Here is a 24,790-nt window from a genome sequence, read left to right as displayed (position 1 = left end):
TCGGCCGGGCGCCTACCGAGCAGCACGCTCGAAAGGAGCTGTGCCCTCATGATTCCCGTCACCGCCTCTCCCGTGCGTATCGAGGCGTCTCTGGATCCTCGACTGTCCCGATGGATGTGGCTGGTGAAGTGGTTTCTCGCCATTCCGCACTACATCGTGTTGTTCTTCCTGTGGATCGCCTTCGTGCTGGTGACCGTCGTCGCGTTCTTCGCCATCCTGATCACCGGCCGGTATCCGCGGTCTCTGTTCGACTTCAACGTCGGCGTGCTGCGCTGGAACTGGCGTGTCGGCTACTACGCCCATACGGCGCTCGGCACGGACCAGTACCCGCCGTTCACCCTCAGGGACGTGCCGGATTACCCGGCACGCTTCGACGTCGTTTATCCCGAACGCCTCTCCCGCGGTCTCGTCCTGGTGAAGTGGTGGCTGCTGGCGATCCCGCAGTACATCGTCGTCGGGATTCTCGTCGGCGGCTGGGGCAATGACGACAGCTGGCGTTACAGCGGTCTCATTCCCTATCTTTCGCTGGTCGCCGTGATCATCCTGGCGTTCAGGGCCCGTTATCCGGGTCGTCTCTTCGATTTCCTGCTCGGTCTCGTGCGCTGGACCGCCCGGGTCACCGCCTATGCCGCGTTGATGACCGATGAGTACCCGCCGTTCCGGATCGACATGGGCGGGCCGGAGCCGGTACCGGCGACGACGTCCTGAACAATGGATGCCGTGAATGACGAACGGCAATCGGCGCGGGAGAGTGTCGATCCCGCGCGGCTCGAGGCGTTGTGGCGGGAGCGACGGTCGGCGGGGGCACCTGTCGCCCATGCGTTTCGCGGGGTGTATGCGGATCGGTGGGTGCGGTTTCACAGTCTGCCCGAGTCGAAGCGGTATCCGGAGTCCGAGGACGAGTACGCGGTCGTGCTGGATCGCTACAACTCGGTTCTGGATGAGCTGTTCGGCGGGATGGACGTGTTCGTCGTGACCATGGACTGGTCGTACACGCCTACGGGTCCCGCCGGTTTCCCGACGCCTCGGCGGGAGCTGCATCCCGACGGCGTGTGCTGGTGGACCGAGTTGGACGACGAGGACCCCGATCCGGAGTTCCACGTCTACACGCGTCTGTACGCGGATCGGCGTCCATGGCGGCCCGGTTGTGCCGATGGGCTGCTGCGGGCCGTCGCCGACGACGCACTCGTCGAGGTGTTCATCACGGACACGGAGCTGCGACGGATCCACCATCCCTACGACGGCGGCGCCGACGTCATCCTCGCGACGCCCGCCGAACGGGACGAACTGCGCGACCGGCACGCGGACTGGCTGTCCGGTCATCCGTGCGGTCTGTGAGCGGTGGGCATCGGGGGAGGGGAACGAGCGAGCCGTGCCGTACGGCTCAGGGAGGCAGAGGTCGCGGCTCGGCGTCATACGGAGAAGGCGGCCGGGCCGCGCCGGCCCGGCTCAGATCGTCGCCGTGTCGATCACGAACCGGTAGCGGACGTCGCTGGCCAGCACCCGCTCGTACGCCTCGTTGATCTGGTCCGCGCGGATCACCTCGATCTCGGCGCCGAGGCTGTGCTCCGCGCAGAAGTCGAGCATCTCCTGGGTCTCGGCGATGCCGCCGATCATCGAGCCGGCGAGGGTCTTGCGGCCGCCGATGAGGGAGAAGAGGTTGAGGGAGACGGGCTCCTCGGGAGCGCCTACGTTGACCAGGGCGCCGTCCGTCTTCAGCAGGGCCAGGTAGGCGCCGAAGTCGAGGGGGGCGGAGACGGTGGAGAGGATGAGGTCGAAGGTGCCGGCCAGCTCCTCGAAGGTCCTGGGGTCGTTGGTGGCGTAGTAGTGTTCGGCGCCCAGCTTCAGGCCGTCGTCCTTCTTGCGGAGCGACTGGGACAGGACGGTGACCTCGGCGCCGAGCGCGTGCGCGATCTTGACGCCCATGTGGCCGAGGCCGCCCATGCCGAGCACGGCGACCTTCTTGCCGGGGCCGGCGTTCCAGTGCCTGAGCGGGGAGTACGTGGTGATGCCGGCGCACAGCAGCGGTGCGGCCTCGTCCAGGGAGAGGCTGTCGGGGATGCGGACGGCGTAGTTCTCGTCGACGACGAGGTGGGTGGAGTAGCCGCCGTAGGTGGGCTCGCCGTTCTTGTCGAGGCCGTTGTAGGTGGGGGTGCCGCCCCGCGCGCAGAACTGCTCCAGGCCCTGCCGGCAGTATTCGCACTCGCGGCAGGAGTCGACGAAGCAGCCGACGCCCACCCGGTCGCCGACCGTGTACTTGGTGACGCCGGGGCCGACCTCGGTGACGATGCCCGCGATCTCGTGACCGGGGACCATCGGGAAGATCGCCTCTCCCCAGCCCTCGCGGACCTGATGGATGTCGGAGTGGCAGATTCCGGCGAACTTGATCTCGATGAGGATGTCGTGCTCGCCGACGGGGCGGCGCTCGATGGTGGTGCGCTCGAGCGGCGCCTTCGCGGCGGGCGCGGCGTATGCGGCGGCAACAGTGGTCATGCAGGGATCTCCTAGCGGGTTCGTACGCCCGGCTTGCCTTCTGGCCGGGCACGGCGTCCAGCCTGCCGGAGCGGCCGGAGCCCACCCAGACACCTGTTCTACGTACGTCCGCTGTGCCTACCACTGGCGGGGACAGGATCGTGTGCGTACGACCGTGAATACTTGACGTATGGACGAACAGCCCGAAGCCGCTCAGAGCACCGCACCCGCCGGGACCACCGGTCAGGCGGCCCTGGACCGGCGGGCCGAGCTCAGCGAGTTCCTGCGCAGCCGGCGGGCCCGGCTGAAGCCGGAGGACGTCGGGCTGCCGGTGTTCGGCCGGCACCGCCGGGTGCCGGGGCTGCGGCGTGAGGAGCTGGCGCAGCTGGCCGGGGTGTCCGTGGCGTACTACACGCGCCTGGAGCAGGGCAACGGGCGGAACGTGTCGGCGGAGGTGCTGGACTCCATCGCGCGGGCGCTGCGGCTGACCGACGCCGAGCATGCCCACCTCACGCATCTGGCCAAGCCGAAGCAGCACAAGAAGAAGCCGGTGACGCGCGGCCGGCAGGTGGTGCGGGCCTCGCTGCGGCACATGCTCGACGCGATGGACGGGGTCCCGGCGTACATCGTGGGGCCGCGCGCGGAGATCCTCGCCTGGAACCGGATGGCGGCCGCGCTCTTCGGCGACTGGGGCGAGCTGCCGGCCGGCGAGCGGAACTGGGCGCGGCTGGTGTTCCTGCGGCCGGAGTACCGCGACCTGTTCATCGACTGGGAGCAGAAGGCGATCGACGTCGTGTGCAGCCTGCGCATGGACGCCGGCCGCTGTCCGGACGATTCCCGGCTGTCCGCGCTCATCGGTGAACTGTCCGTCAAGAGCGACGAGTTCCGCCGCCTGTGGGCGAACCACGACGTCAAGGAGAAAAGCCACGGCGTCAAGGAGCTGCGTCATCCCCTGGTCGGCGACCTCACCCTCCACTTCGAGGGCTTCCGCCTGGCCGCCGACAGCGAACAGGCGCTGATCGTCTACCACGCGGAACCGGACTCCCCGTCGGCGCAGGCGCTGCGGCTGCTGGCCAGCTGGGGCACGGACGCGACCAGGGCCGGCTCACAGACGCCGTCCGCCCAGTGAGCCGCTCCACCGCTCGGTCACGGTGCCGCGATTGACCCGGCCGCCCCCGATTGACGCCGGGCGGCCCCGAATCAGGGTGCTGCGGCAGGACGAGTGTCGGCACCGGGATGCGGCACAGGGCGGGGCGCGGGCCGGGGACGGTGAGCTGGTCGGGCGTGGTGGCCTGGTCGGCGTGGATCGACCACGGCCCGGGTCGGTCCGCGCCCGCGCGCTCATCCCTGGTACGGCGGCGCCGCCCCCCATGTCCACCGAGGGATCGGCTGGTCCGCCGGGGGCCGGGCGTCGGGGCCCGAGAAGTACACCGCGAGCCGGGTGCCCCACTCGACGTAGGCGAGGAAGGCCGAGCGGAACTCCGCGTCGGTCGGCAGGCCCGCCTCGTCCGCCGCGTCCTGGACGAGGTTGACCCAGCGGCGGCGCTGGGGCTCGGTGATGGCGAGGCCCCTGTGCTGGGCGACCATGTGGCCGTGGTCGCCCTGGGTCTCGGAGTAGCGCTGGGGGCCGCCGAAGACCTCCGCGAGCCACTGCGCCACGTGCTCGGTGTGTTCGGGGGCGAGGTCGGCGAAGAGCGGGCCGAGCAGGTCGTCCTTGACGACCTTGGCGTAGAAGCACTCGGTGAGACGGGAGAACGCCTCGGCGCCGCCCGCCCAGTCGTACAGGGTCGGTACGGCGGCGCCGGTGCCCCGTACCCGTGTCGGCGTGTAGTGGCGCATCTCCTCGATGTCCCCGATGTACGGGCGGACCTCGGCGAGGAAGCCGGGGAACAGTTCCGACGTGCGGAACCCCTCCAGGTGGTCGCGGGTGGAGGTCCAGGTGATGCGCAGGATGTGGTGGTCGGGGCCTCCTCGCAGCGGGTCAGTTCGTAGTCCACGCAGTGCGGGGACGCCGCGAGTTGGCGTGCGGCGCGGGTGTAGGCGGCCAGGAAGTCCGCCGAGCGGTCGTCGGGAACGCGGTACCGGACGTATTCGACCGTGTGATCCGTCATGGGCTCAGGCAAGCACGCCCGGTCCACCGGACGCTGCCGTTCCCCCAACGACGATGCCGCCCCCGGGTCCCGGGGGCGGCATCGGTCGGTCAGTCGTGTGTCGGCCGTCAGACGGCCGAACCGGCCTTCCAGGCGGCCCAGTCCAGGTTCCAGCCGTTGAGGCCGTTGTCCGGGGAGACGGTCCTGTCACCGGTGTTGGCGACGACCACCACGTCACCGACGATGGAGTTGGTGTAGAACCAGTAGCCCGCCGTGCCGGTGTCGTTGGCGCCCTTGGTGTCCGACAGGCCCACGCAGCCGTGGCTGGTGTTCACATTGCCGAAGATGTCCTTGGAACCCCAGTAGTTGCCGTGGATGAAGGTGCCGGAGGTGGTCAGCCGGATGGCGTGCGGCACGTCCTTGATGTCGTACTCGCCCTTGCCGTCGTCGTCGGTGAAGCCCACGGTCGCGCCGTTCATGCGCGTCTCCTTGAACTTCTCGGACATCACCATGATGCCTTCGTAGGTCTTGTTCTCGGGCGCGCCGGCGGAGATCGGGATGGTCTTGACGACCTTGCCGTCCTGCGTGACCTTCATCTGCTTGGTCTTGGCGTCGACGTACGATATCTGGTTGCGGCCGATGTTGAAGGTGACCGTCTTCTGCTGCACGCCGTAGACCCCGCTCGCGCCCTCGACGCCGTCCAGCGCCAGCTTGAGGGTGACGGTGGAGTTCTCCTGCCAGTACTGCTCGGGGCGGCAGTCCATGCGCTTGTCGTTGAACCAGTGGCAGGCGACCTCCTGGCCGCTGCTGCTGGTGACGGTGACGCCCTTCTGGACGGCGGCCTTGTTGCTGATCGCCTTGTTGAAGTTGATCGACACCGGCATGCCCACGCCGACCGTGGAACCGGCCTCCGGGGTGAAGTTGCCTATGAAGCTGTTGTCCGGGGAGACCGTGGTGAAGGAGGAGTTCTCGTGGGCCTCCAGGCCGTTCGCGTCCGTGGCGGTGGCCGACACCTTGTAGGTGGTGGAGCGCTCCAGCTGCTTGCTCGGCTTCCAGCTGGTCTTGTCGGCGGACATCTCGCCCTCGACGGCGGTGCCGTCGGCGGCGGTCATCGTGACCTGGCTGAGCGTGCCCTTGGTCACGGTGACGGCGGCGGAGTTGTTGATGGAGGCGTTGTCGGAGCCGTCCTTCGGCGTGATCTCGATCTGCGCCTCGGAGGTCTTCTGCGCCGCCGCCTCGTCGACCTTGGCCTGCGAGGTGTCGCCGCCGTTGTCCGAGGCGTTGGCATCGCCGCCGCCGGAACAGGCAGAGAGGACCAGAACACCGCCGAGCAGTGCGGACGCGGCCATCAGCCCCCTGCGCCGCCTACTGTTCGCAATCACACGCTTCTCCATCGTTGCCGATCCCGATACCCCGAGAGTCCCCGTCAATGCTGTCAACGCTACGACCGGTTCCTCCCGTTCCACATAGCTCGTATGTGTGGGGCACACCACGTCCGGCCGGGCGGCCGAGAGGGTGTGATTGTCGGTCAGTGCTTCCCATGAGACGACGAAACCCCGGACGGCGGTTGCCGTCCGAGGTCACGAAACAGCCTCAGGACGCTCAGCCGGTGCCGCCCTCGACATCATCCTCGTCGAGGTCCCACTCGGGTGAGTCGGGGTCGTAGTCGATCTGCTCGCTGGACCAGGACGCCTGCTGGAGTTCGATCCCGGGGACCTCACTGACCAGTTGCAGAGGATCGACGAGATACGCGATCGCCTCCGCGGTGTCTTCCGTCACAGCGCTCTCCGCGTGCCCGCGCTCGTCGTCCGGCATCTCCGGATCCTCCGAGATGCGCTGCGTGGCGGCCTCGGTGAGGGCGTCCGCGTCATCGACTTCGAGGACCAGTTCCACCCGAAGCCGTACAAAACGCGATGTCTCTTCAGTGCTCATGACGGGAGCGTAAGGCTGATCGCTCCCGTGACTTTCCCGTGACCCGCGGCTTTCACTAACATCGGCCCACACGGCCAATTCGCCAGCGCCACAAGGGGATCGATCTTCCGTGTCATCCGCTCGCCGTCCACTGCTCACCGCCACCGCCGCGGGGACGCTGCTGTGCGCCCTGTGGTTCGTCCCCTCGGCCAACGCGACCCAGGACGACACCGCCACCGCGACCACCACCACGACCACGAACTCCCAGGTCAGCACCCAGGCCCGGGTGTCCTCCACGGCTGTCGGGGAGAGCGGGGAGGCCACCGACGGCACCCGGCTCGCCGACACCGGGAGCTTCGACACCACGCCCTATGTGATGGGCGGGACGACCCTGCTCGCCCTGGGCGCGGGATTCGTGGTTTATTCCGTTCGCCGGGAACGCCTCGGTTTCTGACGCGACTTGACGCCCCCTTGACAGGATCTTCATAGTCCTTTGCATGAAGAGATCATCGGGGGCGCGGCTGTGCGCCACGGCCGCTGTGGGCGCTCTGTCGCTCGCGCTCATCACGGGTTGTTCGAGCGACGACTCGAAGAAGGAAGACGGGGCCAAGGGTTCCGCGTCCGCGACCGCGTCGGCGGAACCGGCCGCCGCGAAGGCGCTGACGTCGGCGGAGCTGGAGAAGCTGCTGCTCACGCAGGGCGAGGTCACGGGATACAAGGTCGACTCGGGTGACGACCTGCTGCCGAAGTCCAAGAGCGACGTGAAGACCGACAACCCGGCGTGCGACCCGCTCGCCTGGGCCACGGGCGGGCTCGCGCCGGGCGACACGGACGCCAACGTCAGCAACTCCCTGACGGAGGACGCGAAGCCCTCGGGCGCGCCCACGTCCCTGGAGGACGTCAGCGAGGCCGACATCGAGAACGCCTTCAAGATCAACATCACGTTCGTGGGTCTGTCCTCCTACGAGGGCGACGGCGCCCAGAAGGCCATGAAGGCCGTCTCCGACGGCATCGCGGCCTGCGCCGGCGGGTACGGCGTCACCGCCGACGGCGAGAACTCGAAGGTCACCAAGGTCGCCCCGATCAAGGGCGTCGGCGGCGGCGACGAGTCGCTGGCGTTCTCCGAGGACGTCGACCTGGAGGGCGAGGGCACGGTCACCTTCAACACCGAGGTGATACGCAAGGGCAACACCATCGCCACCTTCTACACGGCGGACTTCACCTCCCTCGCCGGCGGCAAGGCCGCGGAGGTCCCGGCCGCCGTGGTCCAGGCGCAGCTCGCGAAGCTGAAGTAGGCCCGGACGCTCACGCATGGAGCCCTGCCGTGACGACCACGGCAGGGCTCCTCGGCGTTCTGCGCCTACCGCAGCGGCCCGGTGACCGTCTCGGCCGCCTCGACCAGCCGGCCGTCGCGGAGGAAGGCGTCCGCCGCCGCGAGGTCGGGGGCGAGGAAGCGGTCCGGGCCGGGGCCCTGGACGCCGGCCTCGCGGGCGGCGTCGATGACGGCCTGGCTGGCCGGGGCCGGGGTCAGGCCCTCACGCAGCTGGACGGCGCGCGTGGCGGCGTACAGCTCGACGGCGAGCACGCGCGTGAGGTTGTCGACGGCGGTGCGCAGCTTGCGGGCGGCCGACCAGCCCATGGAGACGTGGTCCTCCTGCATGGCGGAGGACGGGATCGAGTCCGCCGAGGCGGGTACGGCGAGCCGCTTCATCTCGCTCACCAGCGCGGCCTGCGTGTACTGGGCGATCATCAGCCCGGAGTCGACACCGGCGTCGTCCGCGAGGAACGGCGGGAGGCCGTGGCTGCGGTTCTTGTCGAGCAGCCGGTCGGTGCGGCGCTCGGCGACGGAGGCGAGGTCGGCGGCGGCGATGGCGAGGAAGTCGAGGACGTAGGCGACCGGGGCGCCGTGGAAGTTGCCGTTGGACTCGACGCGCCCGTCGGGGAGTACGACCGGATTGTCGACCGCCGAGGCCAGCTCACGCTCGGCGACCAGCCGCGCGTGCGCCATGGTGTCGCGCCCGGCGCCGGCGACCTGCGGGGCGCACCGCACCGAGTAGGCGTCCTGGACGCGCGGCGCGTCGTCCTGGTGGTGGCCGGTGAGGCCGGAGCCCTTGAGGACGGCGAGCATGTTGGCGGCGGAGTCGCCCTGGCCCGGGTGCGGGCGGATGGCGTGCAGCTCGGGGGCGAGGACCCGGTCCGTGCCGAGCAGGGCCTCCAGCGACAGGGCGGCGGTGACGTCGGCGGACTTGTAGAGGGTGTCCAGGTCGGCGAGGGCCATGATCAGCATGCCGAGCATGCCGTCGGTGCCGTTGAGCAGGGCGAGGCCCTCCTTCTCACGCAGCTCGACGGGGGCAATGCCGTGCTCGGCGAGGAGCTGCGCGGCGGGCCGTACGGTGCCGTCGGGGCCCTCCGCGTCCCCCTCGCCCATGAGGGTGAGGGCGCAGTGGGACAGGGGCGCCAGGTCGCCGGAGCAGCCGAGGGAGCCGTACTCGTGGACGACGGGGGTGATCCCGGCGTTGAGGATGTCGGCCATGGTCCGCGCGACCTCGGGGCGGACACCGGTGTGTCCCGAGCAGACCGTCTTCAGCCGCAGGAACATCAGGGCCCGTACGACCTCCCGCTCGACCCGCGGGCCCATGCCGGCGGCGTGCGAGCGGACGATGTTGCGCTGCAGCTGGGTGCGCAGTTCCTGGCTGATGTGCCGGGTGGCGAGGGCGCCGAACCCGGTGGAGACGCCGTAGACGGGGTCGGGCTTGGCCGCCAGCGCGTCGACGATCTCGCGGGCCGCGGCGAGGGCGGCCACCGCCTCCGCGGAGAGCTCGACCCGGGCGCCGCCGCGCGCCACGGCGAGAACGTCGGACGCGGTCACGCCGGACGTCCCCACCACCACAGTGTGCATATCCATATTCAGGAGCGTACGCAGTGAATTCCAAGATGTCACTAGTGGGTGGGGGGTGCGGCCCTTACCGACTCGCCGCCGCGGGCCCGGTCACGGCCGGCGGCCACGGAAGCGCCGGCGCTCCACGGCCCCCTCCCCGGAGGGCTCCGCGTCGGCGAGGCGTACGACGGGGTCGTCCGGGCCCTCCCGGCCGGCCACCACGGGCCGCGTCGCGCGCTGGGCCTTGGCGCGGTACTGCGCGGCGTCGGCCAGCCGGAACAGCCGCCGGGCCGAAGGCACGGGCCCGATCGCGTCACCGGTCGAGGCGACCCCGCAGGACACCCCGTCGCCGAGTTCCAGTTCGGCGGCGCGGCGGCACAGCTCGTCGGCGACCTTGACGACGTCGTCGGCGGGCGGGCCGACGGCCAGCAGACAGAACTCGTCGCCGCCGAGGCGCGCGGCCAGGGCGCCCGGCAGCATCGCCCCGCACAGGGAGAGGACCGAGCCGAAGCGCTCCAGGAGGCGGTCGCCGACGGCGTGCCCGTGCGTGTCGTTGACCCGCTTGAGCCCGTTCAGGTCACAGACGACCAGGCTGACCACGGCGTCGTCGCGGCGGTGCCGGTCGACCGCCTCGTCCAGGCGGGCGTCGACGGCGCGGCGGTTGGCCAGCCCCGTGAGGGAGTCCGTGAAGGCGAGCCGGCGGGCCTCCTCCAGACGCTCGGTCTGCGCGATGCCCGCGGCCACGACCGAGGCGAGGACGGTGGCGAAGTCGGCGTCGGCCCGGTCGAAGACGGGGGCGCCGGTGGAGCGGGCCACATAGAGCTCGCCCCAGGCGCGCCCGTTCAGCACGACCGGGGCGACCACGCAGGATCCTCTGTTACGACGGCGCAGGGCGGCCACCCGCTGATGACAGAACCCGGGGTCACCGGCGGCCGGATCCGGGCCCTCGGCGGTCTCCACCCAGGCGTTGGGCTCACCGCCTGCCGCCCAGCGCTCATGGAGGAACTCGGTGATCTCGGGGAACCGGTGCACCGGGTACGCCTCGTCCGCCGGGAACTCCTCCTCGTCGGCCGCACGGTCCCCCACGTTCACGAGGACGCGCAGGCATCCCAGCTCACGCTCCCACACCGACAGCGCGGCGAAGCTTCCGGCCAGCGCACGGCATGCGCCGAGTGCTGCGGCGCGCCAGGACTCACGGGGGGTGTGCGCCGCCGCCATGCCCTGTGCCAGCGCCACGACCGCCGCGAGGCGTCTGTCCTCACCCATTCATCCAGGCTAGGGATATTTGGCCGGAAAGGGTGCGCTTGGGCGGGGCAGGGGGGTGACGGGGGTGGGGGCTCGGCAGTCGTCCGGGTGCGGGCCGTCCGTGGCTGGTCGCGCAGTTCCCCGCGCCCCCAGATGGGTCAGGTCACGCCAGCCGGGCAGTCGCCGCCGCTGCGCCGGGCTGCACACCCACCCCCGCAGCCGACCCGCGCTCACTCCCCCGGCCACTGAGGCTTCCGCTTCTCGTTGAACGCCGCCACCCCCTCCGCCCGGTCCCCCGAGAACGCCACCGATCGCCACGCCGCGTCCTCGACCTCCAGGCCGGCCCGAAGATCCAGCCCCTGCCCGAGCCGAAGCGCCCGCTTCGCCGCCCGCAACCCCACCGGCGAGTTACCGGCGATACGGGAGGCCATCACCAGCGCCTCCTCCCGGTCCCGCCCCTCCTCCACCAGCACATCCACCAGCCCCAGCTCCCGCGCCTCCGCCGCCTCCACCCGCCGGGCCGAGAAGATCAGCTCCGCCGCACGCGCCGCCCCCACCCTCCGGGGCAGCAGCTGCGTACCGCCGCCCCCGGGAATCACCCCGACCGACACCTCCGGCAATCCCACCACCGCCGTACGGTCGGCCACGATCACGTCACACGACAACGCCAGCTCGAACCCCCCACCCAGCGCGAACCCGTGCACCGCCGCCACCGTCGGCACCGGCAGCTCCAGCACCCCGGTGTACGCCCCCCGCGCCACCGGCCGCTGCCGCACCAGCTCGGCATCGCTGAAGGAGTTCCGCTCCTTGAGATCCGCCCCGACACAGAACGCCCGCTCATGCGTCGAGGTCAGCACCACGACCCGTACGTCCCGGTCGGCCCCCAGCGCCGTACAGGCGCCGGCGATCGACCGGGCCATCTCCGTCGACACGGCGTTCATGGCCTTCGGCCGGTCGAGGACGAGTTCCGCCACATGCCCGCCCTCGTGCCGCCGCACCAGGACGAACTCCCCGAACCGCTCCTCGCTCATGACACCCTCCGGTTAACGCAGGTTAACAACTCCGGTCCCGCCCGATCATCGCAGCCGGATCCGCCCGGGGAAAGGGCCGGACCACCGACCGAAGAGCAGACGTTTGGTCCGGAAGCTCCCGGAACGCCACCCGATAGCCCGTTCGGGTGAACGTCCCTCCGAACTCCCGCCCCACCCCGCGCGGGACCGCATAGCGTGCGTCCGCCACGGCGCATCGGGGGCGCGAACGCATCGGGGAGGGGACACGATGGCGAACACGCCGACGAATACGGAGCCGGAGCCGGAGCCGGACAAGGAGACGGCGCAGGAACACCGCCTCTGGGGAGGGCGCGGCCGGCACCGCCGCCCCCGCCCCAGCAAGCTCCTGCTCACCGCCGGCGGCCTCGCCTTCGCCGCAGGCGTCCTGAGCCTCGTACGGCTGACCCCCGACGCGGGAGTCGGCGGCCCCGGACCCGCCGAAGCGGGGCCGTACGCGGACCAGGAGGCGGACGCCGACACCGGCCGGGACCGCCCGACCAGCACCGCGGCCACCGCCCCCGCCCCGACGAGAAGCGCCCCCGGCCCCACGGCCACGTCCCTGATGGGCGGGCCGAGCACCGCCCCGACCGTCTCGGTGCCGCTGCCACCAGCAGTGGTGGGTACGACCCCGAAGGCGTCCGGCGCCGCCGGCGCACCGGACGCCGCCGAACCGCGTGCCACCGCCGGCACACCGGACTCACCGGACTCACCGGACTCACCGGGCGGCGCTTCCGACGGCCCCACAGCCACCGCACCGCCCGCGACCACCGCGCCCGGCCCCACCGCCTCCGCCTCCACGCCCGCACCCGCGCCGAGCACCACCACGCCCGGCCCGGCACCGGCGGTGCCCGGACTGTGCCTGCCGATCATCGGGCTGTGCGTGGACCTGTCGTAGCGGATCTGTCGTGGCGGCGGCGCGGCAGGTCAGCCGGGTGTGCCGTCGCGGCGGGTGAGCAGCCAGGGCTCGACCACGCCGAGCCCGCGCACCGGGCGCTGCCACATCGGCTGCAGCGCGAAGCGGTACGCCGGTGGTTCCTCGCCCTCCTTCTCCGCGGCCGCGGCCTCCTCGGCCGCCTCCGCCTCCGAGGCGGGCGCGTCGCCGCTGCGGATCAGGTCCTCTGCGAGGGCGCTGTCGACGAGGACGGCGTCCCGGGGCGCTATCGAGGTGAGCCGGGAGGCCAGGTTGACGGTCGTACCGAAGACATCACCCATACGGGTGGTGACCGTGCCGAACGCCATGCCGACGCGCAGCTCCGGCATCGTCTCGTCGTTCGCCATCGTCTCGATCAGCCGCAGCCCGATCTCGGCCGCCGTGCCCGCGTCGTCGGCGGCGTAGAGCACCTCGTCGCCGAGGGTCTTGATGAGCCGGCCGCCGTGTGCGGCGACCAGGTCGGCGGCGGTGGTCTCGAACGCCTCGACCAGCTCGCCGAGCTCCTCCTCCTCCATGCGGCGGGTCAGTCGCGTGAAGCCGACAAGGTCGGCGAAGCCGACGGCCAGGCGGCGGTCCACCATCTCCTCGTCGTCGCCGGTCTGCACCACCCGGCCGGCCGACGCGGCGAGCTGGCGGCGCCAGACGTAGACGAGGAACTCCTCCAGCTCGGGCAGGAGCAGCTCGACGATGGGGTACGTCACCTCGGTGCGGGTCATACCGGGCTCGGGCGGCTCGGTCAGACCCTCCAGGAAGGAGTCGATCTGCCATTCGGCCAGCCGGGCGGTGGTCTGGCCGGTGGACCGGGCCACCTGGACGGCCATGGCCTCGCTCAGCAGCCCCGCCTCGACCAGGCCGGCGAGACGGCGCAGGGCCAGCACGTCGGCCTCGGTGAGCGCCTTCGCCTGCCCGATGTCCGCGAAGCCCATGGCCCGCCAGAACCGCGAGGCCAGTTCCATGGAGACGCCGGCGCTGCGGGCCGCCTGGAACGGCGTGTAGCGGCGCTCGGCGCCCAGGATCAGCTGTTCGAGGCGCAGGGCGAGCGGGTCCTCGCCGGGGTCCGGGGCCGGAGGGTCCACTCGGCCGCGCGCGTCCGTGCCGGAGCCCGTGTCGTCGACGGTCACGCCTGCTGCCCTTCCGATCTACCGCGGTCAGGTATCGACCGGCCTCAACTCTACGGCAGGTGTGCGCCAGCTCACTCCGTCAGGTTGCGCCGACAAGTGAGCTGACCCGGGGTTCCTTATGTGCCGGGGGGTGGGGAGCGCAGCTGTGTGGGAGGGCGCGTCTCGCCTTCCGACTGCGGGCCGTCGCCGGCTGGTCGCGCATCCCCGCGCCCCTTTCAGGTCGGACCACGCAGCCACGTGGCTGCGGGCACCCCCCGGCTCACGCCAACCGCAGGTGCACGATGTCCCCGGCCCCCACCGGCTCCCGCACCCCCGCCTCGTTCACCAGCACCAGCCGCCCGTCCCCGTCCACGGCCACCGCCTCCCCCACCACGGACCGCCCCCCGGGCAGCTCCGCCCGCACGACCCGGCCCAGCGTCGCGCACCCGGCGACATACGTCTCCTGCAGGCCGCAGGCGCCCGCGTCGCCCCCCGCCGCCCGCCACCGCCCGTACCACTCCTCCAGCACCCGCAGCACCGCCCGCAGCAGCGGATCCCGGTCCGTGCTCACCGCCCCGGCCAGCGCCAGCGACCCCGCCTGGGGCACCGGCAGCTCCTCCGCGCGCAGCGAGACATTCACGCCCACGCCGATCACCACGCCGTCCTCCCCGGCACGCTCCGCGAGGATCCCGCCGGCCTTGCGCTCCTCTCCCCCCACGGTCACCAGCAGGTCGTTCGGCCACTTCAGCGCCGTATCGACCCCCGCCGCCCGCGACAGCCCCGCCGCCACCGCCACGCCGGTCAGCAACGGCAGCCACCCCCACCGCTCGACGGGAACCTCGGCGGGACGCAGCAGCACCGAGAAGAACAGACCCGACCGCGGCGGAGCCGTCCAGCGGCGGTCCAGGCGCCCCCGGCCCGCCGTCTGCTCCTCGGCGATCAGGATCGCCCCCTCGGTCGCCTTCCCGGCGGTGGCCAGCGCCACCAGGTCGCTGTTCGTGGACCCGGTGCTGCGGACCACCTCCACCCCGCTCCACAGGCCCCCCTCCCGCACCAGACCCCGGCGCAGTGCCGTGACGTTGAGGGGCGGACGGTCCAGGTCGGACCACGGGTTGTTGCTGTTCGCGTCTGCTTCATGTCGCGGCGTCATGCAAGCCACATTAGGTGTGGGAAACGCCGCACTGCCGATCGAAGGGCACCCCACTACGCTACGGATGAGTAACCGTCCCCCCTTTTGAGCAGGCAGGGAGCAACGTCCCGATGTCCGAGCCGGAAGAGCGCCACGAGGTTCACGAGATCCCAGGGATCGACATCCACACGACCGCGGGCAAGCTCGCGGATCTCCAGCGCCGAATCGAGGAGGCGACGCACGCCGGCTCCGCTCGTGCCGTCGAGAAGCAGCACGCGAAGGGCAAGTTGACGGCCCGTGAGCGCATCGGCCTGCTCCTCGACGAGGGCTCCTTCGTCGAGCTGGACGAGTTCGCCCGGCACCGCTCCACCAACTTCGGGCTTGAGAAGAACCGCCCCTACGGCGACGGCGTCGTCACCGGCTACGGCACCGTCGACGGCCGCCCGGTCGCCGTGTTCTCCCAGGACTTCACCGTCTTCGGCGGCGCCCTCGGCGAGACCTACGGGCAGAAGATCTGCAAGGTCATGGACTTCGCCCTGAAGACCGGCTGCCCGGTCATCGGCATCAACGACTCCGGCGGCGCCCGTATCCAGGAGGGCGTGGCCTCCCTCGGCGCGTACGGCGAGATCTTCCGCCGCAACACCCATGCCTCCGGCGTCATCCCGCAGATCAGCCTGGTCGTCGGTCCCTGCGCGGGCGGCGCGGTCTACTCCCCCGCCATCACCGACTTCACGGTCATGGTCGACCAGACCTCGCACATGTTCATCACCGGCCCGGACGTCATCAAGACCGTCACCGGCGAGGACGTCGGCTTCGAGGAGCTGGGCGGCGCCCGTACCCACAACACCGCCTCCGGCGTGGCCCACCACATGGCGGGCGACGAGAAGGACGCCATCGAGTACGTCAAGCAGCTGCTGTCGTACCTGCCGTCGAACAACCTCTCCGAGCCCCCGGCCTTCCCGGAGGAGGCGGACCTCTCCCTGTCCGACGAGGACCGCGAGCTGGACACCCTCGTCCCGGACAGCGCGAACCAGCCGTACGACATGCACACGGTGATCGAGCACATCCTGGACGACGCCGAGTTCTTCGAGACGCAGGCCCTGTTCGCGCCGAACATCATCACCGGCTTCGGCCGGGTCGAGGGCCACCCCGTCGGCATCGTCGCCAACCAGCCGATGCAGTTCGCCGGCTGTCTCGACATCGCCGCGTCCGAGAAGGCATCCCGCTTCGTGCGCACCTGCGACGCCTTCAACGTCCCGGTCATCACCTTCGTCGACGTCCCCGGGTTCCTCCCGGGCGTCGGCCAGGAGCACGAGGGCATCATCCGCCGCGGCGCCAAGCTGATCTACGCCTACGCCGAGGCCACCGTCCCGCTGATCACCGTCATCACCCGCAAGGCGTTCGGCGGCGCCTACGACGTCATGGGCTCCAAGCACCTCGGTGCCGATCTCAACCTCGCCTGGCCCACCGCACAGATCGCCGTCATGGGCGCGCAGGGCGCGGTCAACATCCTGCACCGCCGCACCATCGCCGAGGCGGAGGACTCGGGAGACGGGGAGGCGACCCGCGCCCGGCTCATCCAGGAGTACGAGGACACCCTCCTCAACCCCTACATCGCGGCCGAGCGCGGCTACATCGACGCCGTGGTCATGCCGTCCGACACCCGCCGCCACATCGTGCGCGGCCTGCGTCAACTGCGCACCAAGCGGGAATCCCTGCCCCCGAAGAAGCACGGCAACATCCCCCTGTAAAGGAGCCGCTGTGACCATCAAGGTCCTACGGGGCAACCCGACCCCCGAGGAGCTGGCCGCCGCCCTGGCGGTGGTCCGCGCCCGCGCCGCGGCGGCGGCCTCCGTCCCGCCCGGCGCCCCCACGGACAAGGACTCCTGGTCCGACCCGGCCCGCATCGCGGCGCACCGCCTGCCACAGCCAGGGCCCAGGACGTGGGCCCGCACGTATTGGCCAGGCTGAGGGTGACCCACCTAGGGGCGCGGGGAACTGCGCGACCAGCCCAAACGGTCCGCAGCCTGCAACGACGCGAAACCTGAGTACTGCTACTCAGGCGCCCGCGCCCCTTCCCCACGCACCCTGGGACCATGCTGTGGTCCGACCCCAAGAACGAGCCCCCCAAAGAATTGCGCGACATGCAGAACATGCTGCGCAGGCTCGGCACCTTCATGGCGTTGGCCATGGTCATAGCCATGCTCGTCGCCGGCCTGAGATGAGCCCCGCACCTCCGGGTGACTAACCTGAGCCCATGACAGCCAAGCCCCGACGCCGCCTCGTCCTCGCCTCCGCCTCCCCCGCCCGGCTCGGCCTCCTCCGCCAGGCCGGTCTCGACCCCGAGGTGATCGTCAGCGGCGTCGACGAGGACGCGACGCACGCACCGACCCCGGCCGAGCTGGCCCTCGCCCTCGCCGAGGCCAAGGCATCCGTCGTGGCCGCGAAGCCCGAGGTCAAGGGCGCGATCGTGATCGGCTGCGACTCGGTGCTCGACCTGGACGGCCAGGCCCTCGGCAAGCCCGCCGACGCCGAGGAGGCGACCGCGCGCTGGAAGGCGATGCGCGGCCGCGCGGGCACCCTGCAGACCGGCCACTGCGTCTACGACACGGTCAGCGGGCGCTACGCCTCCGGCACCGCGTCCACGGTGGTCCGCTTCGGCGAGCCCACCGACGACGAGATCGCCGCGTACGTCGCCTCCGGCGAGCCCCTCTACGTCGCCGGGGCGTTCACCCTCGACGGCCGCTCGGCGCCCTTCATCGACGGCATCGACGGCGACCACGGCAACGTGATCGGCATCAGCCTGCCCCTGGTGCGCCGGCTCCTCGCCCAACTGGGCATCGGCATCACGGAGTTGTGGGCGCCGGCGGAGGCGTGACCGGAGCCGCTGCACTGCCCTCGCCGCTCTCCTTGCCCGGTTCGGGGTCGTGGGTCATCAGCAGCAGCACGATCAGGCCGAGGACGACCATCAGGTAGGCGAAGGCCGTCCAGCCCACCAGGCCCCAGCTGAACGCGCCCAGCAGGCCGTGCACCACCGCCGCGCTGATCAGCAGGACACGCCCGAACCCGGCCGGCCGCTGCCCCCGTACGCCCACGAGCAGGGCCACCACACCGCACAACGCGAGGTAGAGCCCGAAGGCGACCCCGCCGGCCTTCGAGGACGTCGCCATCATGTCGGGGTCGAGGCCGGCCAGGGACATGTTCTGCCGGTCGACGAGGGTCCCGAGGATCCAGTTGACCACGGCGATGGCGAACGCCTCCGTGAAAAGGACGAGCGCCAGGATCCAAGCCACCGGCCTGCGCACCATCAGGTCCCCACCCTCTTTCGACCGTGCTTCGAGCAGGGGTCCCGTCACCCCCGGTACGTTCGAGCCATCGCGAACGCTACTAACGGGTAAACCCCGGGACAAGGGTTCGGCCGTGGGCAAAGAATCATTGGGCCGTTCGTAGGGATTCCACAAAGAAACGGAGTGGGCCGCAGCACGCCCTCACAGAGACCTTGACCACATCGGCGGGCTAGGGTTTCTCCGAGGAGTCCCGCGTGCCGCCGTACTACAAGGGATTTCGCGGGTCGAGCGAGCCTCGCATCACGCTCCGTGTGGGCAAGCTCACCTCTGGGAACGCCTCGAAGTGCCGTGTGGGCAGTCCCTAAACTCGGCTTGTTTCAAGGAGGGAGCCTCAATCGTGCGCAAGGTGCTCATCGCCAACCGTGGCGAAATCGCTGTCCGCGTGGCCCGGGCCTGCCGGGATGCCGGTATCGCGAGCGTGGCCGTCTATGCCGACCCGGACCGGGACGCTCTGCATGTCCGCGCCGCGGATGAGGCGTTCGCTCTGGGCGGTGACACCCCGGCCACCAGTTATCTCGACATCGAGAAGGTGTTGAACGCCGCGCGGGAGTCCGGCGCGGACGCCATCCATCCGGGTTACGGCTTCCTCTCGGAGAACGCCGAGTTCGCGCAGGCGGTCCTGGACGCGGGCCTGATCTGGATCGGCCCGCCCCCGCAGGCCATCCGTGACCTCGGCGACAAGGTCGCCGCCCGCCACATCGCCCAGCGCGCCGGCGCCCCCCTGGTGGCCGGCACCCCGGACCCGGTCTCCGGCGCGGACGAGGTCGTCGCGTTCGCCCAGGAGCACGGCCTGCCGATCGCGATCAAGGCCGCGTTCGGCGGCGGCGGCCGCGGCCTGAAGGTGGCCCGCACCCTCGAAGAGGTCCCCGAGCTGTACGACTCCGCCGTCCGCGAGGCGGTCGCCGCGTTCGGCCGCGGCGAGTGCTTCGTCGAGCGGTACCTCGACAAGCCCCGCCACGTCGAGACGCAGTGCCTGGCCGACACCCACGGCAACGTGGTCGTCGTCTCCACCCGCGACTGCTCCCTGCAGCGCCGCCACCAGAAGCTGGTCGAGGAGGCCCCCGCGCCCTTCCTGACCGAGGAGCAGACGGCGGAGCTGTACCGCGCCTCGAAGGCGATCCTGAAGGAAGCCGGCTACGTCGGCGCCGGCACGGTGGAGTTCCTCGTGGGCCTCGACGGCACGATCTCCTTCCTGGAGGTCAACACCCGCCTCCAGGTCGAGCACCCGGTCACCGAGGAGGTCACCGGCATCGACCTGGTCCGCGAGATGTTCCGCATCGCCGACGGCGAGGAACTCGGCTACGACGACCCCGCCATCCGCGGCCACTCCTTCGAGTTCCGCATCAACGGCGAGGACCCGGGCCGCAACTTCCTGCCCGCCCCCGGCACCGTCACCACCTTCACCCCGCCCTCCGGCCCCGGTGTCCGCCTGGACGCGGGCGTGGAGTCCGGCAGCGTCATCGGCCCGGCCTGGGACTCCCTGCTGGCCAAACTGATCGTCACCGGCGCCACCCGGCAGCAGGCCCTCCAGCGCGCCGCCCGCGCGCTCGGCGAGTTCACCGTCGAGGGCATGGCCACCGCCATCCCCTTCCACCGCGCGGTCGTCACCGACCCCGCCTTCGCGCCCGAGGTCCACGGCCAGGACGGCCCGTTCACGGTCCACACCCGCTGGATCGAGACCGAGTTCGTCAACGACATCAAGCCCTTCGCCGCCCCCGCCGACACCGAGGCCGACGAGGACGCCGGTCGCGAGACCGTCGTCGTCGAGGTCGGCGGCAAGCGCCTGGAGGTCTCCCTCCCGGCCTCCCTGGGCATGACCCTGGCACGCACCGGCCTCGCCGCCGGCGCCAAGCCCAAGCGCCGCGCCGCGAAGAAGTCCGGCCCCGTCGCCTCCGGCGACACCCTCGCCTCCCCCATGCAGGGCACCATCGTCAAGGTCGCCGTCGAGGAAGGCCAGGAGGTCCAGGAAGGCGACCTCATCGTCGTACTCGAAGCCATGAAGATGGAACAGCCCCTGAACGCCCACAAGTCGGGCACCGTGAAGGCCCTCTCCGCAGACGTGGGCGCCTCCGTCACCTCCGGCGCCGCGATCTGCGAGATCAAGGACTGACGGCACATCGCAACCAACGTTCCCCGTGCCCACCCAAAGGGGCGCGGGGAACTGCGCGACAAGCCACAACGGACCGGCACTCGCGCAATCACCACAGCCCTACGGCGAGCAGGCGGAAACTAGCGGCGCCTCAGATCCGCAACGCGAGCCCGCTCAGCTCCCGGCTCCCCCATCGCCGAAGCCGCCCGCAGCCCCGCAGGGACCGGCCCCCGGCGCGGCGCGGGCAACGGCACGTCCCTGCGCTGCTGCCGCCCCCCGGAGGGCATGTCACCCCCCGCCAACCCGTTTCCCGACGCCCCCGCCACGGCGATCTGCACGCCCTGGTCCGCGAGCGCCTGCAGCTCCGTCTGGGCCCGGTCGTCATGAGCCGGCGGCTCGTCCGTGACCAGCCGGGTGATGACATCGGTCGGCACGGTCTGGAACATCGTGTCGGTGCCGAGCTTCGTGTGGTCGGCGAGGACGACGACCTCCGCCGCGGCCTGGACGAGCGCCCGGTCGACGGACGCGGAGAGCATGTTGGACGTGGACAGCCCGCGCTCGGCGGTCAGCCCGCTGCCGGACAGGAAGGCTCTGGACACCCGCAGCCCCTGGAGGGACTGTTCGGCCCCGCTGCCGACGAGGGCGTAGTTGGACCCGCGGAGCGTGCCACCGGTCATCACGACCTCGACCCGATTCGCGTGGGCCAACGCCTGGGCGACCAGCAGGGAGTTGGTGACGACGGTGAGTCCGGGCACCCGGGCGAGCCGGCGGGCCAGCTCCTGGGTGGTGGTTCCCGCCCCGACGACGATCGCCTCGCCCTCCTCCACGAAATTCGCGGCGAGGTCGGCGATGGCCGTCTTCTCGGCGGTCGCGAGATGCGACTTCTGCGGAAAGCCGGACTCCCGCGTGAACCCGCCCGGCAGTACCGCACCGCCGTGCCGGCGGTCGAGGAGTCCTTCTGCCTCCAGTGCACGCACGTCCCGCCGTACGGTCACTTCGGAGGTCTGGACGACGCGGGCGAGCTCACGGAGCGACACGGCTCCGTTCGCTCGCACCATTTCGAGGATCAATTGGCGACGTTCTGCAGCGAACACGAAACTGACAGTAACCCCAACGACCGAGTGCTTTCAGCTGTTTGCGCCGAATAGCAGAAATTGTTCGCACAGCAGGGCGGGAAGTGGTATAGGGGGTCAGATCTCCCCGGCCGTCTTCCGGGTGTGCAACTGCCGTGCCACCTCGGCGATCGAGCCCGACAGCGAGGGGTACACGGTGAACGCGTTCGCGATCTGCTCGACCGTCAGATTGTTGTCGACGGCGATCGAGATGGGATGGATGAGCTCGGATGCGCGCGGTGCGACGACCACGCCGCCCACGACGATCCCCGTACCCGGACGGCAGAAGATCTTGACGAAGCCGTCGCGGATGCCCTGCATCTTGGCGCGCGGGTTGCGCAGCAGCGGCAGCTTCACGACCCGGGCGTCGATCTTGCCGGCGTGGACGTCGGCCTGGGTGTAGCCGACGGTGGCGATCTCCGGGTCGGTGAAGACGTTGGACGAGACGGTCTTCAGGTTGAGCGGGGCCACCGCGTCGCCGAGGAAGTGGTACATGGCGATGCGTCCCTGCATGGCGGCGACGGACGCGAGCGCGAAGACGCCGGTCACGTCACCGGCCGCGTACACGTTGGGCGCGGTCGTCCTGGACACCTTGTCGGTCCAGATGTGCCCGGAGTCGCGCAGCTTGACGCCTGCCTCTTCCAGGCCCAGACCCTCGCTGTTGGGGATGGCGCCGACAGCCATCAGGCAGTGCGTGCCGGTGATGACCCGGCCGTCGGCCAGCGTCACCTCCACCCGGTCGCCGACCCGCTTGGCGGACTGGGCGCGGGAGCGGGCCATGACGTTCATGCCGCGGCGCCGGAACACGTCCTCCAGCACGGCGGCGGCGTCCGGGTCCTCACCCGGCAGCACACGGTCACGGGAGGACACGAGCGTGACCCGCGACCCGAGGGCCTGGTACGCACCGGCGAACTCGGCGCCCGTCACACCCGAGCCGACCACGATGAGCTCCTCGGGGAGCTCGTCGAGGTCGTACACCTGGGTCCAGTTCAGGATGCGCTCGCCGTCGGGCTGGGCGTCGGGCAGCTCACGCGGGTGACCGCCGGTGGCGATCAGCACGGCGTCGGCGGTGAGGGTCTCCTCGGTGCCGTCGGCGACGCCGACCACGACCTTGCGGGAGCCGTCGAGCGCCTGCCCGCCCTCCAGTCGGCCGCGGCCGCGCATGACCCGGGCGCCGGCGCGGGTGACGGAGGCGGTGATGTCGTGCGACTGGGCGAGCGCCAGCCGCTTCACACGGCGGTTGACCTTGCCCAGGTCGACGCCGACGACACGCGCGGGCGTGTCGATGTGCGGGGTGTCGTCGGCGACGATGATGCCCAGCTCTTCGTACGACGAGTCGAAGGTGGTCATCACCTCGGCCGTGGCGATCAGGGTCTTCGACGGCACGCAGTCGGTCAGCACCGACGCCCCGCCCAGACCGTCGCAGTCGACGACGGTCACCTCCGCGCCGAGCTGCGCGGCCACCAGGGCCGCTTCATATCCGCCGGGTCCGCCACCGATGATCACGATCCGAGTCACGTACTCCATTGTCCCGCACGCGCCCGCATGCGACCGCCCCGGGGCCCCGGCCGAAGCGGCTCCGTTACCGGAGTGACGCCTGTGCCGCCTGCCGTACCCTCTCCCCATGTCGCTCTACGCCGCGTACGCCGGCAATCTCGACGCGCGGCTGATGACCCGCCGCGCCCCCCACTCGCCGCTGCGCGCCACCGGCTGGCTGAACGGGTGGCGGCTGACGTTCGGCGGCGAGCACTGGGGGATCCCGCTGTCCGGCGACGACGAGGGCCCGGGGCAGAGCCGGGACGGCGCGCTGGCGACCCTCGTCGAGGACCCGCTGTGCCAGGTCTTCGTCGCGCTGTACGACATCGCCCCGATGGACGAGGAGACGCTGGACCGCTGGGAGGGGGTCGGCCTCGACGTCTACCGCCGGGTGCGGGTGCGCGTGCACACCCTCGACGGGGAGGAGGGCGCGTGGACGTACGTCCTCAACGGCTACGAGGGCGGCCTGCCCTCGGCCCGCTACCTCGGGGAGATCGCCGACGCGGCGGAGTCGGCGGGCGCGCCGCACGACTATGTGATGGAGCTGCGCAAGCGCCCCTGCTGACTGGGCCGACCGGGCCGTCGTTGGAAACGACAACACAACGATCCCGGTCCCGTGCGCCTGTCATCTACGCGCGTAGGCGCTGAGCGGCTACCCTCGACCCCGTGAACGCGAATCTTCTCCCGGACGACATCCAGGGCGACCCCCGTGCCGCCGCCGACGCCGCCGCCGCGCGCCTGCGGGAACTGACGGGCGCCGAGACCCACGACGTCGCCCTCGTGATGGGCTCCGGCTGGGCTCCGGCCGTGGACGCCCTCGGCGCTCCCGACGCCGAGTTCCAGGTCACCGAGTTGCCCGGTTTCCCGCCGCCCGCGGTGGCGGGCCACGGCGGCAAGATCCGGTCGTACCGGATCGGTGACAAGCGCGCCCTGGTCTTCCTGGGCCGCACGCACTTCTACGAGGGCCGCGGCGTCGCCGCCGTCGCGCACGGCGTACGCACCGCCGTCGCCGCCGGCTGCAAGACGGTGGTCCTCACCAACGGCTGCGGCGGCCTCCGCGAGGGCATGCGCCCCGGCCAGCCGGTCCTGATCAGCGACCACATCAACCTCACGGCCACCTCCCCCATCGTCGGCGCCAACTTCGTCGACCTCACGGACCTCTACTCGCCCCGCCTGCGCGCCCTGTGCAAGGAGGTCGACCCGAGCCTGGAGGAGGGCGTCTACGCCCAGTTCCCCGGCCCGCACTACGAGACGCCGGCGGAGATCCGTATGGCCCGGGTGATCGGCGCGGACCTGGTGGGCATGTCGACGGTCCTCGAAGCCATCGCGGCCCGTGAGGCCGGTGCCGAGGTCCTGGGCATCTCCCTGGTCACGAACCTCGCCGCGGGCATGACCGGCGAGCCCCTCAACCACGAGGAAGTCCTCCAGGCCGGCCGCGACTCCGCCACCCGCATGGGCACGCTCCTGACCCAGGTCCTGTCCCGCCTGTGAACCCGCCTCTCCAGGGGGCTCGGCCCCCTGGACCCCGGTCGTCCCCACCCAGGGGACTCCGAGCCCCCCGGCCCCGGCCTTCGCCACCCGCCTCGGCGTCGTTCGAGGGCCGCGGGGGGCTCCCCACCCACTCCAGCCACGCCGCGCCTCCCGGCCCACCCAGCGTGTGAGGACGAGCAGCCCCGGCCACCCCGACCCCCTACCCAGCGCCGCCAGCCCGACCCACCCACCCGCAGAGGGCTTCGCAACACCACCCCGCTGCCTCCCCGCCCGACCCCACCACCCGCAGGGGCTTCGAAGCGCCGCCCCCGTATCCCAGCCCGTCTGGGGGTCCCCCCTCCGGGGGAGTTTGAGGACGAGGCCCCTCAAGGCCGAAGCGGGGGTCCAGGGGGCGGCAGCCCCCGGGCGGG

At 71.2% G+C, this 24,790-nt stretch carries 24 protein-coding genes and 1 pseudogene; 13 read left to right on the top strand and 12 right to left on the bottom strand.

Going from position 1 to position 24,790, the window contains the following annotated elements; all coding sequences use genetic code 11:
- Positions 1 to 48: 48 nt before the first annotated feature.
- On the top strand, positions 49 to 708 hold the full coding sequence (locus ACH5AC_RS01635) for a DUF4389 domain-containing protein (protein WP_398859519.1): 660 nt from the start codon (positions 49 to 51) through the stop codon (positions 706 to 708).
- A 141-nt stretch (positions 709 to 849) separates the two neighbouring features.
- Positions 850 to 1,338, top strand: coding sequence for a hypothetical protein (locus ACH5AC_RS01630; protein WP_398859518.1), 489 nt, complete (start codon positions 850 to 852; stop codon positions 1,336 to 1,338).
- Between the two features lie 111 nt (positions 1,339 to 1,449).
- On the opposite strand, the gene ACH5AC_RS01625 is transcribed toward ACH5AC_RS01630, so the two are convergent.
- Positions 1,450 to 2,493 carry an NAD(P)-dependent alcohol dehydrogenase gene (locus tag ACH5AC_RS01625; RefSeq protein ID WP_398859517.1) on the bottom strand — a complete coding sequence of 348 codons (1,044 nt, stop codon included), beginning with the start codon at positions 2,491 to 2,493 and terminating at the stop codon, positions 1,450 to 1,452.
- A 169-nt stretch (positions 2,494 to 2,662) separates the two neighbouring features.
- Here ACH5AC_RS01625 and ACH5AC_RS01620 point away from each other — a divergent pair, with 169 nt between their 5' ends.
- The gene (locus tag ACH5AC_RS01620) at positions 2,663 to 3,601 is read left to right on the top strand and encodes a helix-turn-helix domain-containing protein (RefSeq protein ID WP_398859516.1); all 939 of its coding nucleotides are present in this window, start codon (positions 2,663 to 2,665) and stop codon (positions 3,599 to 3,601) included.
- 212 nt (positions 3,602 to 3,813) lie between these two features.
- Here the strand turns inward: ACH5AC_RS01620 and ACH5AC_RS01615 are convergent.
- From ACH5AC_RS01615 to ACH5AC_RS01605, 3 genes and pseudogenes are all read right to left on the bottom strand, one after another.
- A pseudogene (locus tag ACH5AC_RS01615) lies at positions 3,814 to 4,583 on the bottom strand (group II truncated hemoglobin).
- Between the two features lie 107 nt (positions 4,584 to 4,690).
- Positions 4,691 to 5,956 carry an Ig-like domain-containing protein gene (locus ACH5AC_RS01610; protein WP_398859515.1) on the bottom strand — a complete coding sequence of 422 codons (1,266 nt, stop codon included), beginning with the start codon at positions 5,954 to 5,956 and terminating at the stop codon, positions 4,691 to 4,693.
- A gap of 208 nt (positions 5,957 to 6,164) precedes the next feature.
- On the bottom strand, positions 6,165 to 6,494 hold the full coding sequence (locus ACH5AC_RS01605) for a hypothetical protein (protein WP_398859514.1): 330 nt from the start codon (positions 6,492 to 6,494) through the stop codon (positions 6,165 to 6,167).
- 109 nt (positions 6,495 to 6,603) lie between these two features.
- On the opposite strand from ACH5AC_RS01605, the gene ACH5AC_RS01600 reads away from it, so the two are divergent.
- Both ACH5AC_RS01600 and ACH5AC_RS01595 read left to right on the top strand, forming a co-directional pair.
- Entirely contained in the window at positions 6,604 to 6,927 is a 324-nt protein-coding gene (locus ACH5AC_RS01600; protein ID WP_398859513.1) for an LPXTG cell wall anchor domain-containing protein, read from the top strand.
- A 43-nt stretch (positions 6,928 to 6,970) separates the two neighbouring features.
- Positions 6,971 to 7,768, top strand: a complete 798-nt coding sequence (locus ACH5AC_RS01595) for a hypothetical protein (protein WP_398859511.1) — start codon at positions 6,971 to 6,973, stop codon at positions 7,766 to 7,768.
- A gap of 65 nt (positions 7,769 to 7,833) precedes the next feature.
- Here ACH5AC_RS01595 and hutH read toward each other — a convergent pair whose 3' ends face one another.
- The 3 genes from hutH to ACH5AC_RS01580 all read right to left on the bottom strand — a co-directional run bounded on the left by hutH (position 7,834) and on the right by ACH5AC_RS01580 (position 11,627).
- Positions 7,834 to 9,372 carry a histidine ammonia-lyase gene (hutH, locus tag ACH5AC_RS01590; RefSeq protein WP_398860055.1) on the bottom strand — a complete coding sequence of 513 codons (1,539 nt, stop codon included), beginning with the start codon at positions 9,370 to 9,372 and terminating at the stop codon, positions 7,834 to 7,836.
- 90 nt (positions 9,373 to 9,462) lie between these two features.
- Positions 9,463 to 10,617: a diguanylate cyclase domain-containing protein gene (locus ACH5AC_RS01585; protein WP_398859510.1), complete on the bottom strand. Its 1,155-nt coding sequence runs from the start codon at positions 10,615 to 10,617 to the stop codon at positions 9,463 to 9,465.
- A gap of 209 nt (positions 10,618 to 10,826) precedes the next feature.
- On the bottom strand, positions 10,827 to 11,627 hold the full coding sequence (locus tag ACH5AC_RS01580) for an enoyl-CoA hydratase/isomerase family protein (RefSeq protein ID WP_398859509.1): 801 nt from the start codon (positions 11,625 to 11,627) through the stop codon (positions 10,827 to 10,829).
- Between the two features lie 247 nt (positions 11,628 to 11,874).
- Between ACH5AC_RS01580 and ACH5AC_RS01575 the strand changes: the two genes are divergently transcribed.
- Positions 11,875 to 12,540 (top strand): hypothetical protein, encoded by a 666-nt coding sequence (locus ACH5AC_RS01575; RefSeq protein WP_398859508.1) that lies wholly within the window; start codon positions 11,875 to 11,877, stop codon positions 12,538 to 12,540.
- 29 nt (positions 12,541 to 12,569) lie between these two features.
- Here the strand turns inward: ACH5AC_RS01575 and ACH5AC_RS01570 are convergent, their stop codons facing one another.
- On the bottom strand, positions 12,570 to 13,697 hold the full coding sequence (locus ACH5AC_RS01570; protein ID WP_398859507.1) for an adenylate/guanylate cyclase domain-containing protein: 1,128 nt from the start codon (positions 13,695 to 13,697) through the stop codon (positions 12,570 to 12,572).
- Positions 13,698 to 13,956: 259 nt separating this feature from the next.
- On the bottom strand, positions 13,957 to 14,826 hold the full coding sequence (locus ACH5AC_RS01565; RefSeq protein ID WP_398859506.1) for a biotin--[acetyl-CoA-carboxylase] ligase: 870 nt from the start codon (positions 14,824 to 14,826) through the stop codon (positions 13,957 to 13,959).
- A gap of 110 nt (positions 14,827 to 14,936) precedes the next feature.
- Here ACH5AC_RS01565 and ACH5AC_RS01560 point away from each other — a divergent pair, with 110 nt between their 5' ends.
- The 4 genes from ACH5AC_RS01560 to ACH5AC_RS01545 all read left to right on the top strand — a co-directional run bounded on the left by ACH5AC_RS01560 (position 14,937) and on the right by ACH5AC_RS01545 (position 17,683).
- Complete coding sequence (locus ACH5AC_RS01560; RefSeq protein ID WP_398859505.1) at positions 14,937 to 16,556, top strand: acyl-CoA carboxylase subunit beta; 1,620 nt, start codon at positions 14,937 to 14,939, stop codon at positions 16,554 to 16,556.
- Positions 16,557 to 16,566: 10 nt separating this feature from the next.
- Positions 16,567 to 16,776 carry an acyl-CoA carboxylase epsilon subunit gene (locus ACH5AC_RS01555; protein ID WP_398859504.1) on the top strand — a complete coding sequence of 70 codons (210 nt, stop codon included), beginning with the start codon at positions 16,567 to 16,569 and terminating at the stop codon, positions 16,774 to 16,776.
- A 125-nt stretch (positions 16,777 to 16,901) separates the two neighbouring features.
- Positions 16,902 to 17,030, top strand: a complete 129-nt coding sequence (gene mmpB / locus ACH5AC_RS01550; protein ID WP_398859503.1) for a morphogenic membrane protein MmpB — start codon at positions 16,902 to 16,904, stop codon at positions 17,028 to 17,030.
- Positions 17,031 to 17,062: 32 nt separating this feature from the next.
- Positions 17,063 to 17,683 (top strand): Maf family protein, encoded by a 621-nt coding sequence (locus tag ACH5AC_RS01545; RefSeq protein WP_398859502.1) that lies wholly within the window; start codon positions 17,063 to 17,065, stop codon positions 17,681 to 17,683.
- On the opposite strand, the gene ACH5AC_RS01540 is transcribed toward ACH5AC_RS01545, so the two are convergent.
- Positions 17,652 to 18,113: a hypothetical protein gene (locus ACH5AC_RS01540; protein WP_398859501.1), complete on the bottom strand. Its 462-nt coding sequence runs from the start codon at positions 18,111 to 18,113 to the stop codon at positions 17,652 to 17,654. The genes ACH5AC_RS01545 and ACH5AC_RS01540 overlap by 32 nt on opposite strands.
- A gap of 376 nt (positions 18,114 to 18,489) precedes the next feature.
- On the opposite strand from ACH5AC_RS01540, the gene ACH5AC_RS01535 reads away from it, so the two are divergent.
- The gene (locus ACH5AC_RS01535) at positions 18,490 to 20,262 is read left to right on the top strand and encodes an acetyl/propionyl/methylcrotonyl-CoA carboxylase subunit alpha (RefSeq protein ID WP_398859500.1); all 1,773 of its coding nucleotides are present in this window, start codon (positions 18,490 to 18,492) and stop codon (positions 20,260 to 20,262) included.
- Positions 20,263 to 20,381: 119 nt separating this feature from the next.
- On the opposite strand, the gene ACH5AC_RS01530 is transcribed toward ACH5AC_RS01535, so the two are convergent.
- Both ACH5AC_RS01530 and ACH5AC_RS01525 read right to left on the bottom strand, forming a co-directional pair.
- Positions 20,382 to 21,335, bottom strand: a complete 954-nt coding sequence (locus ACH5AC_RS01530; protein ID WP_398859499.1) for a DeoR/GlpR family DNA-binding transcription regulator — start codon at positions 21,333 to 21,335, stop codon at positions 20,382 to 20,384.
- A gap of 96 nt (positions 21,336 to 21,431) precedes the next feature.
- The gene (locus tag ACH5AC_RS01525; protein WP_398859498.1) at positions 21,432 to 22,880 is read right to left on the bottom strand and encodes an NAD(P)H-quinone dehydrogenase; all 1,449 of its coding nucleotides are present in this window, start codon (positions 22,878 to 22,880) and stop codon (positions 21,432 to 21,434) included.
- A 97-nt stretch (positions 22,881 to 22,977) separates the two neighbouring features.
- Here ACH5AC_RS01525 and ACH5AC_RS01520 point away from each other — a divergent pair, with 97 nt between their 5' ends.
- Together ACH5AC_RS01520 and ACH5AC_RS01515 are read left to right on the top strand one after the other, a co-directional pair.
- Positions 22,978 to 23,454 (top strand): gamma-glutamylcyclotransferase, encoded by a 477-nt coding sequence (locus ACH5AC_RS01520; protein WP_398859497.1) that lies wholly within the window; start codon positions 22,978 to 22,980, stop codon positions 23,452 to 23,454.
- A 101-nt stretch (positions 23,455 to 23,555) separates the two neighbouring features.
- Positions 23,556 to 24,380, top strand: a complete 825-nt coding sequence (locus ACH5AC_RS01515; protein ID WP_398859496.1) for a purine-nucleoside phosphorylase — start codon at positions 23,556 to 23,558, stop codon at positions 24,378 to 24,380.
- Positions 24,381 to 24,790: the final 410 nt, after the last annotated feature.

Origin of the sequence: Streptomyces sp. NPDC018693, from assembly GCF_044391385.1 — a bacterium.
In the GTDB taxonomy this organism is placed as follows: Bacteria; Actinomycetota; Actinomycetes; order Streptomycetales; family Streptomycetaceae; genus Streptomyces.
Note: the sequence above shows the minus strand (reverse complement) of the source record. Positions and strands in the feature narration are given on the sequence as shown.

Coding starts and splice junctions, on each gene's coding strand:
- ACH5AC_RS01565 (WP_398859506.1), bottom strand. CDS start 14,826: ATGACGCCGCGACATGAAGCAGACGCGAACAGCAACAACCCGTGGTCC.
- ACH5AC_RS01635 (WP_398859519.1), top strand. CDS start 49: ATGATTCCCGTCACCGCCTCTCCCGTGCGTATCGAGGCGTCTCTGGAT.
- ACH5AC_RS01595 (WP_398859511.1), top strand. CDS start 6,971: ATGAAGAGATCATCGGGGGCGCGGCTGTGCGCCACGGCCGCTGTGGGC.
- ACH5AC_RS01525 (WP_398859498.1), bottom strand. CDS start 22,880: ATGGAGTACGTGACTCGGATCGTGATCATCGGTGGCGGACCCGGCGGA.
- mmpB (WP_398859503.1), top strand. CDS start 16,902: ATGCTGTGGTCCGACCCCAAGAACGAGCCCCCCAAAGAATTGCGCGAC.
- hutH (WP_398860055.1), bottom strand. CDS start 9,372: ATGCACACTGTGGTGGTGGGGACGTCCGGCGTGACCGCGTCCGACGTT.
- ACH5AC_RS01540 (WP_398859501.1), bottom strand. CDS start 18,113: ATGGTGCGCAGGCCGGTGGCTTGGATCCTGGCGCTCGTCCTTTTCACG.
- ACH5AC_RS01545 (WP_398859502.1), top strand. CDS start 17,063: ATGACAGCCAAGCCCCGACGCCGCCTCGTCCTCGCCTCCGCCTCCCCC.
- ACH5AC_RS01585 (WP_398859510.1), bottom strand. CDS start 10,617: ATGGGTGAGGACAGACGCCTCGCGGCGGTCGTGGCGCTGGCACAGGGC.
- ACH5AC_RS01520 (WP_398859497.1), top strand. CDS start 22,978: ATGTCGCTCTACGCCGCGTACGCCGGCAATCTCGACGCGCGGCTGATG.
- ACH5AC_RS01575 (WP_398859508.1), top strand. CDS start 11,875: ATGGCGAACACGCCGACGAATACGGAGCCGGAGCCGGAGCCGGACAAG.
- ACH5AC_RS01560 (WP_398859505.1), top strand. CDS start 14,937: ATGTCCGAGCCGGAAGAGCGCCACGAGGTTCACGAGATCCCAGGGATC.
- ACH5AC_RS01580 (WP_398859509.1), bottom strand. CDS start 11,627: ATGAGCGAGGAGCGGTTCGGGGAGTTCGTCCTGGTGCGGCGGCACGAG.
- ACH5AC_RS01610 (WP_398859515.1), bottom strand. CDS start 5,956: ATGGAGAAGCGTGTGATTGCGAACAGTAGGCGGCGCAGGGGGCTGATG.
- ACH5AC_RS01605 (WP_398859514.1), bottom strand. CDS start 6,494: ATGAGCACTGAAGAGACATCGCGTTTTGTACGGCTTCGGGTGGAACTG.
- ACH5AC_RS01625 (WP_398859517.1), bottom strand. CDS start 2,493: ATGACCACTGTTGCCGCCGCATACGCCGCGCCCGCCGCGAAGGCGCCG.
- ACH5AC_RS01620 (WP_398859516.1), top strand. CDS start 2,663: ATGGACGAACAGCCCGAAGCCGCTCAGAGCACCGCACCCGCCGGGACC.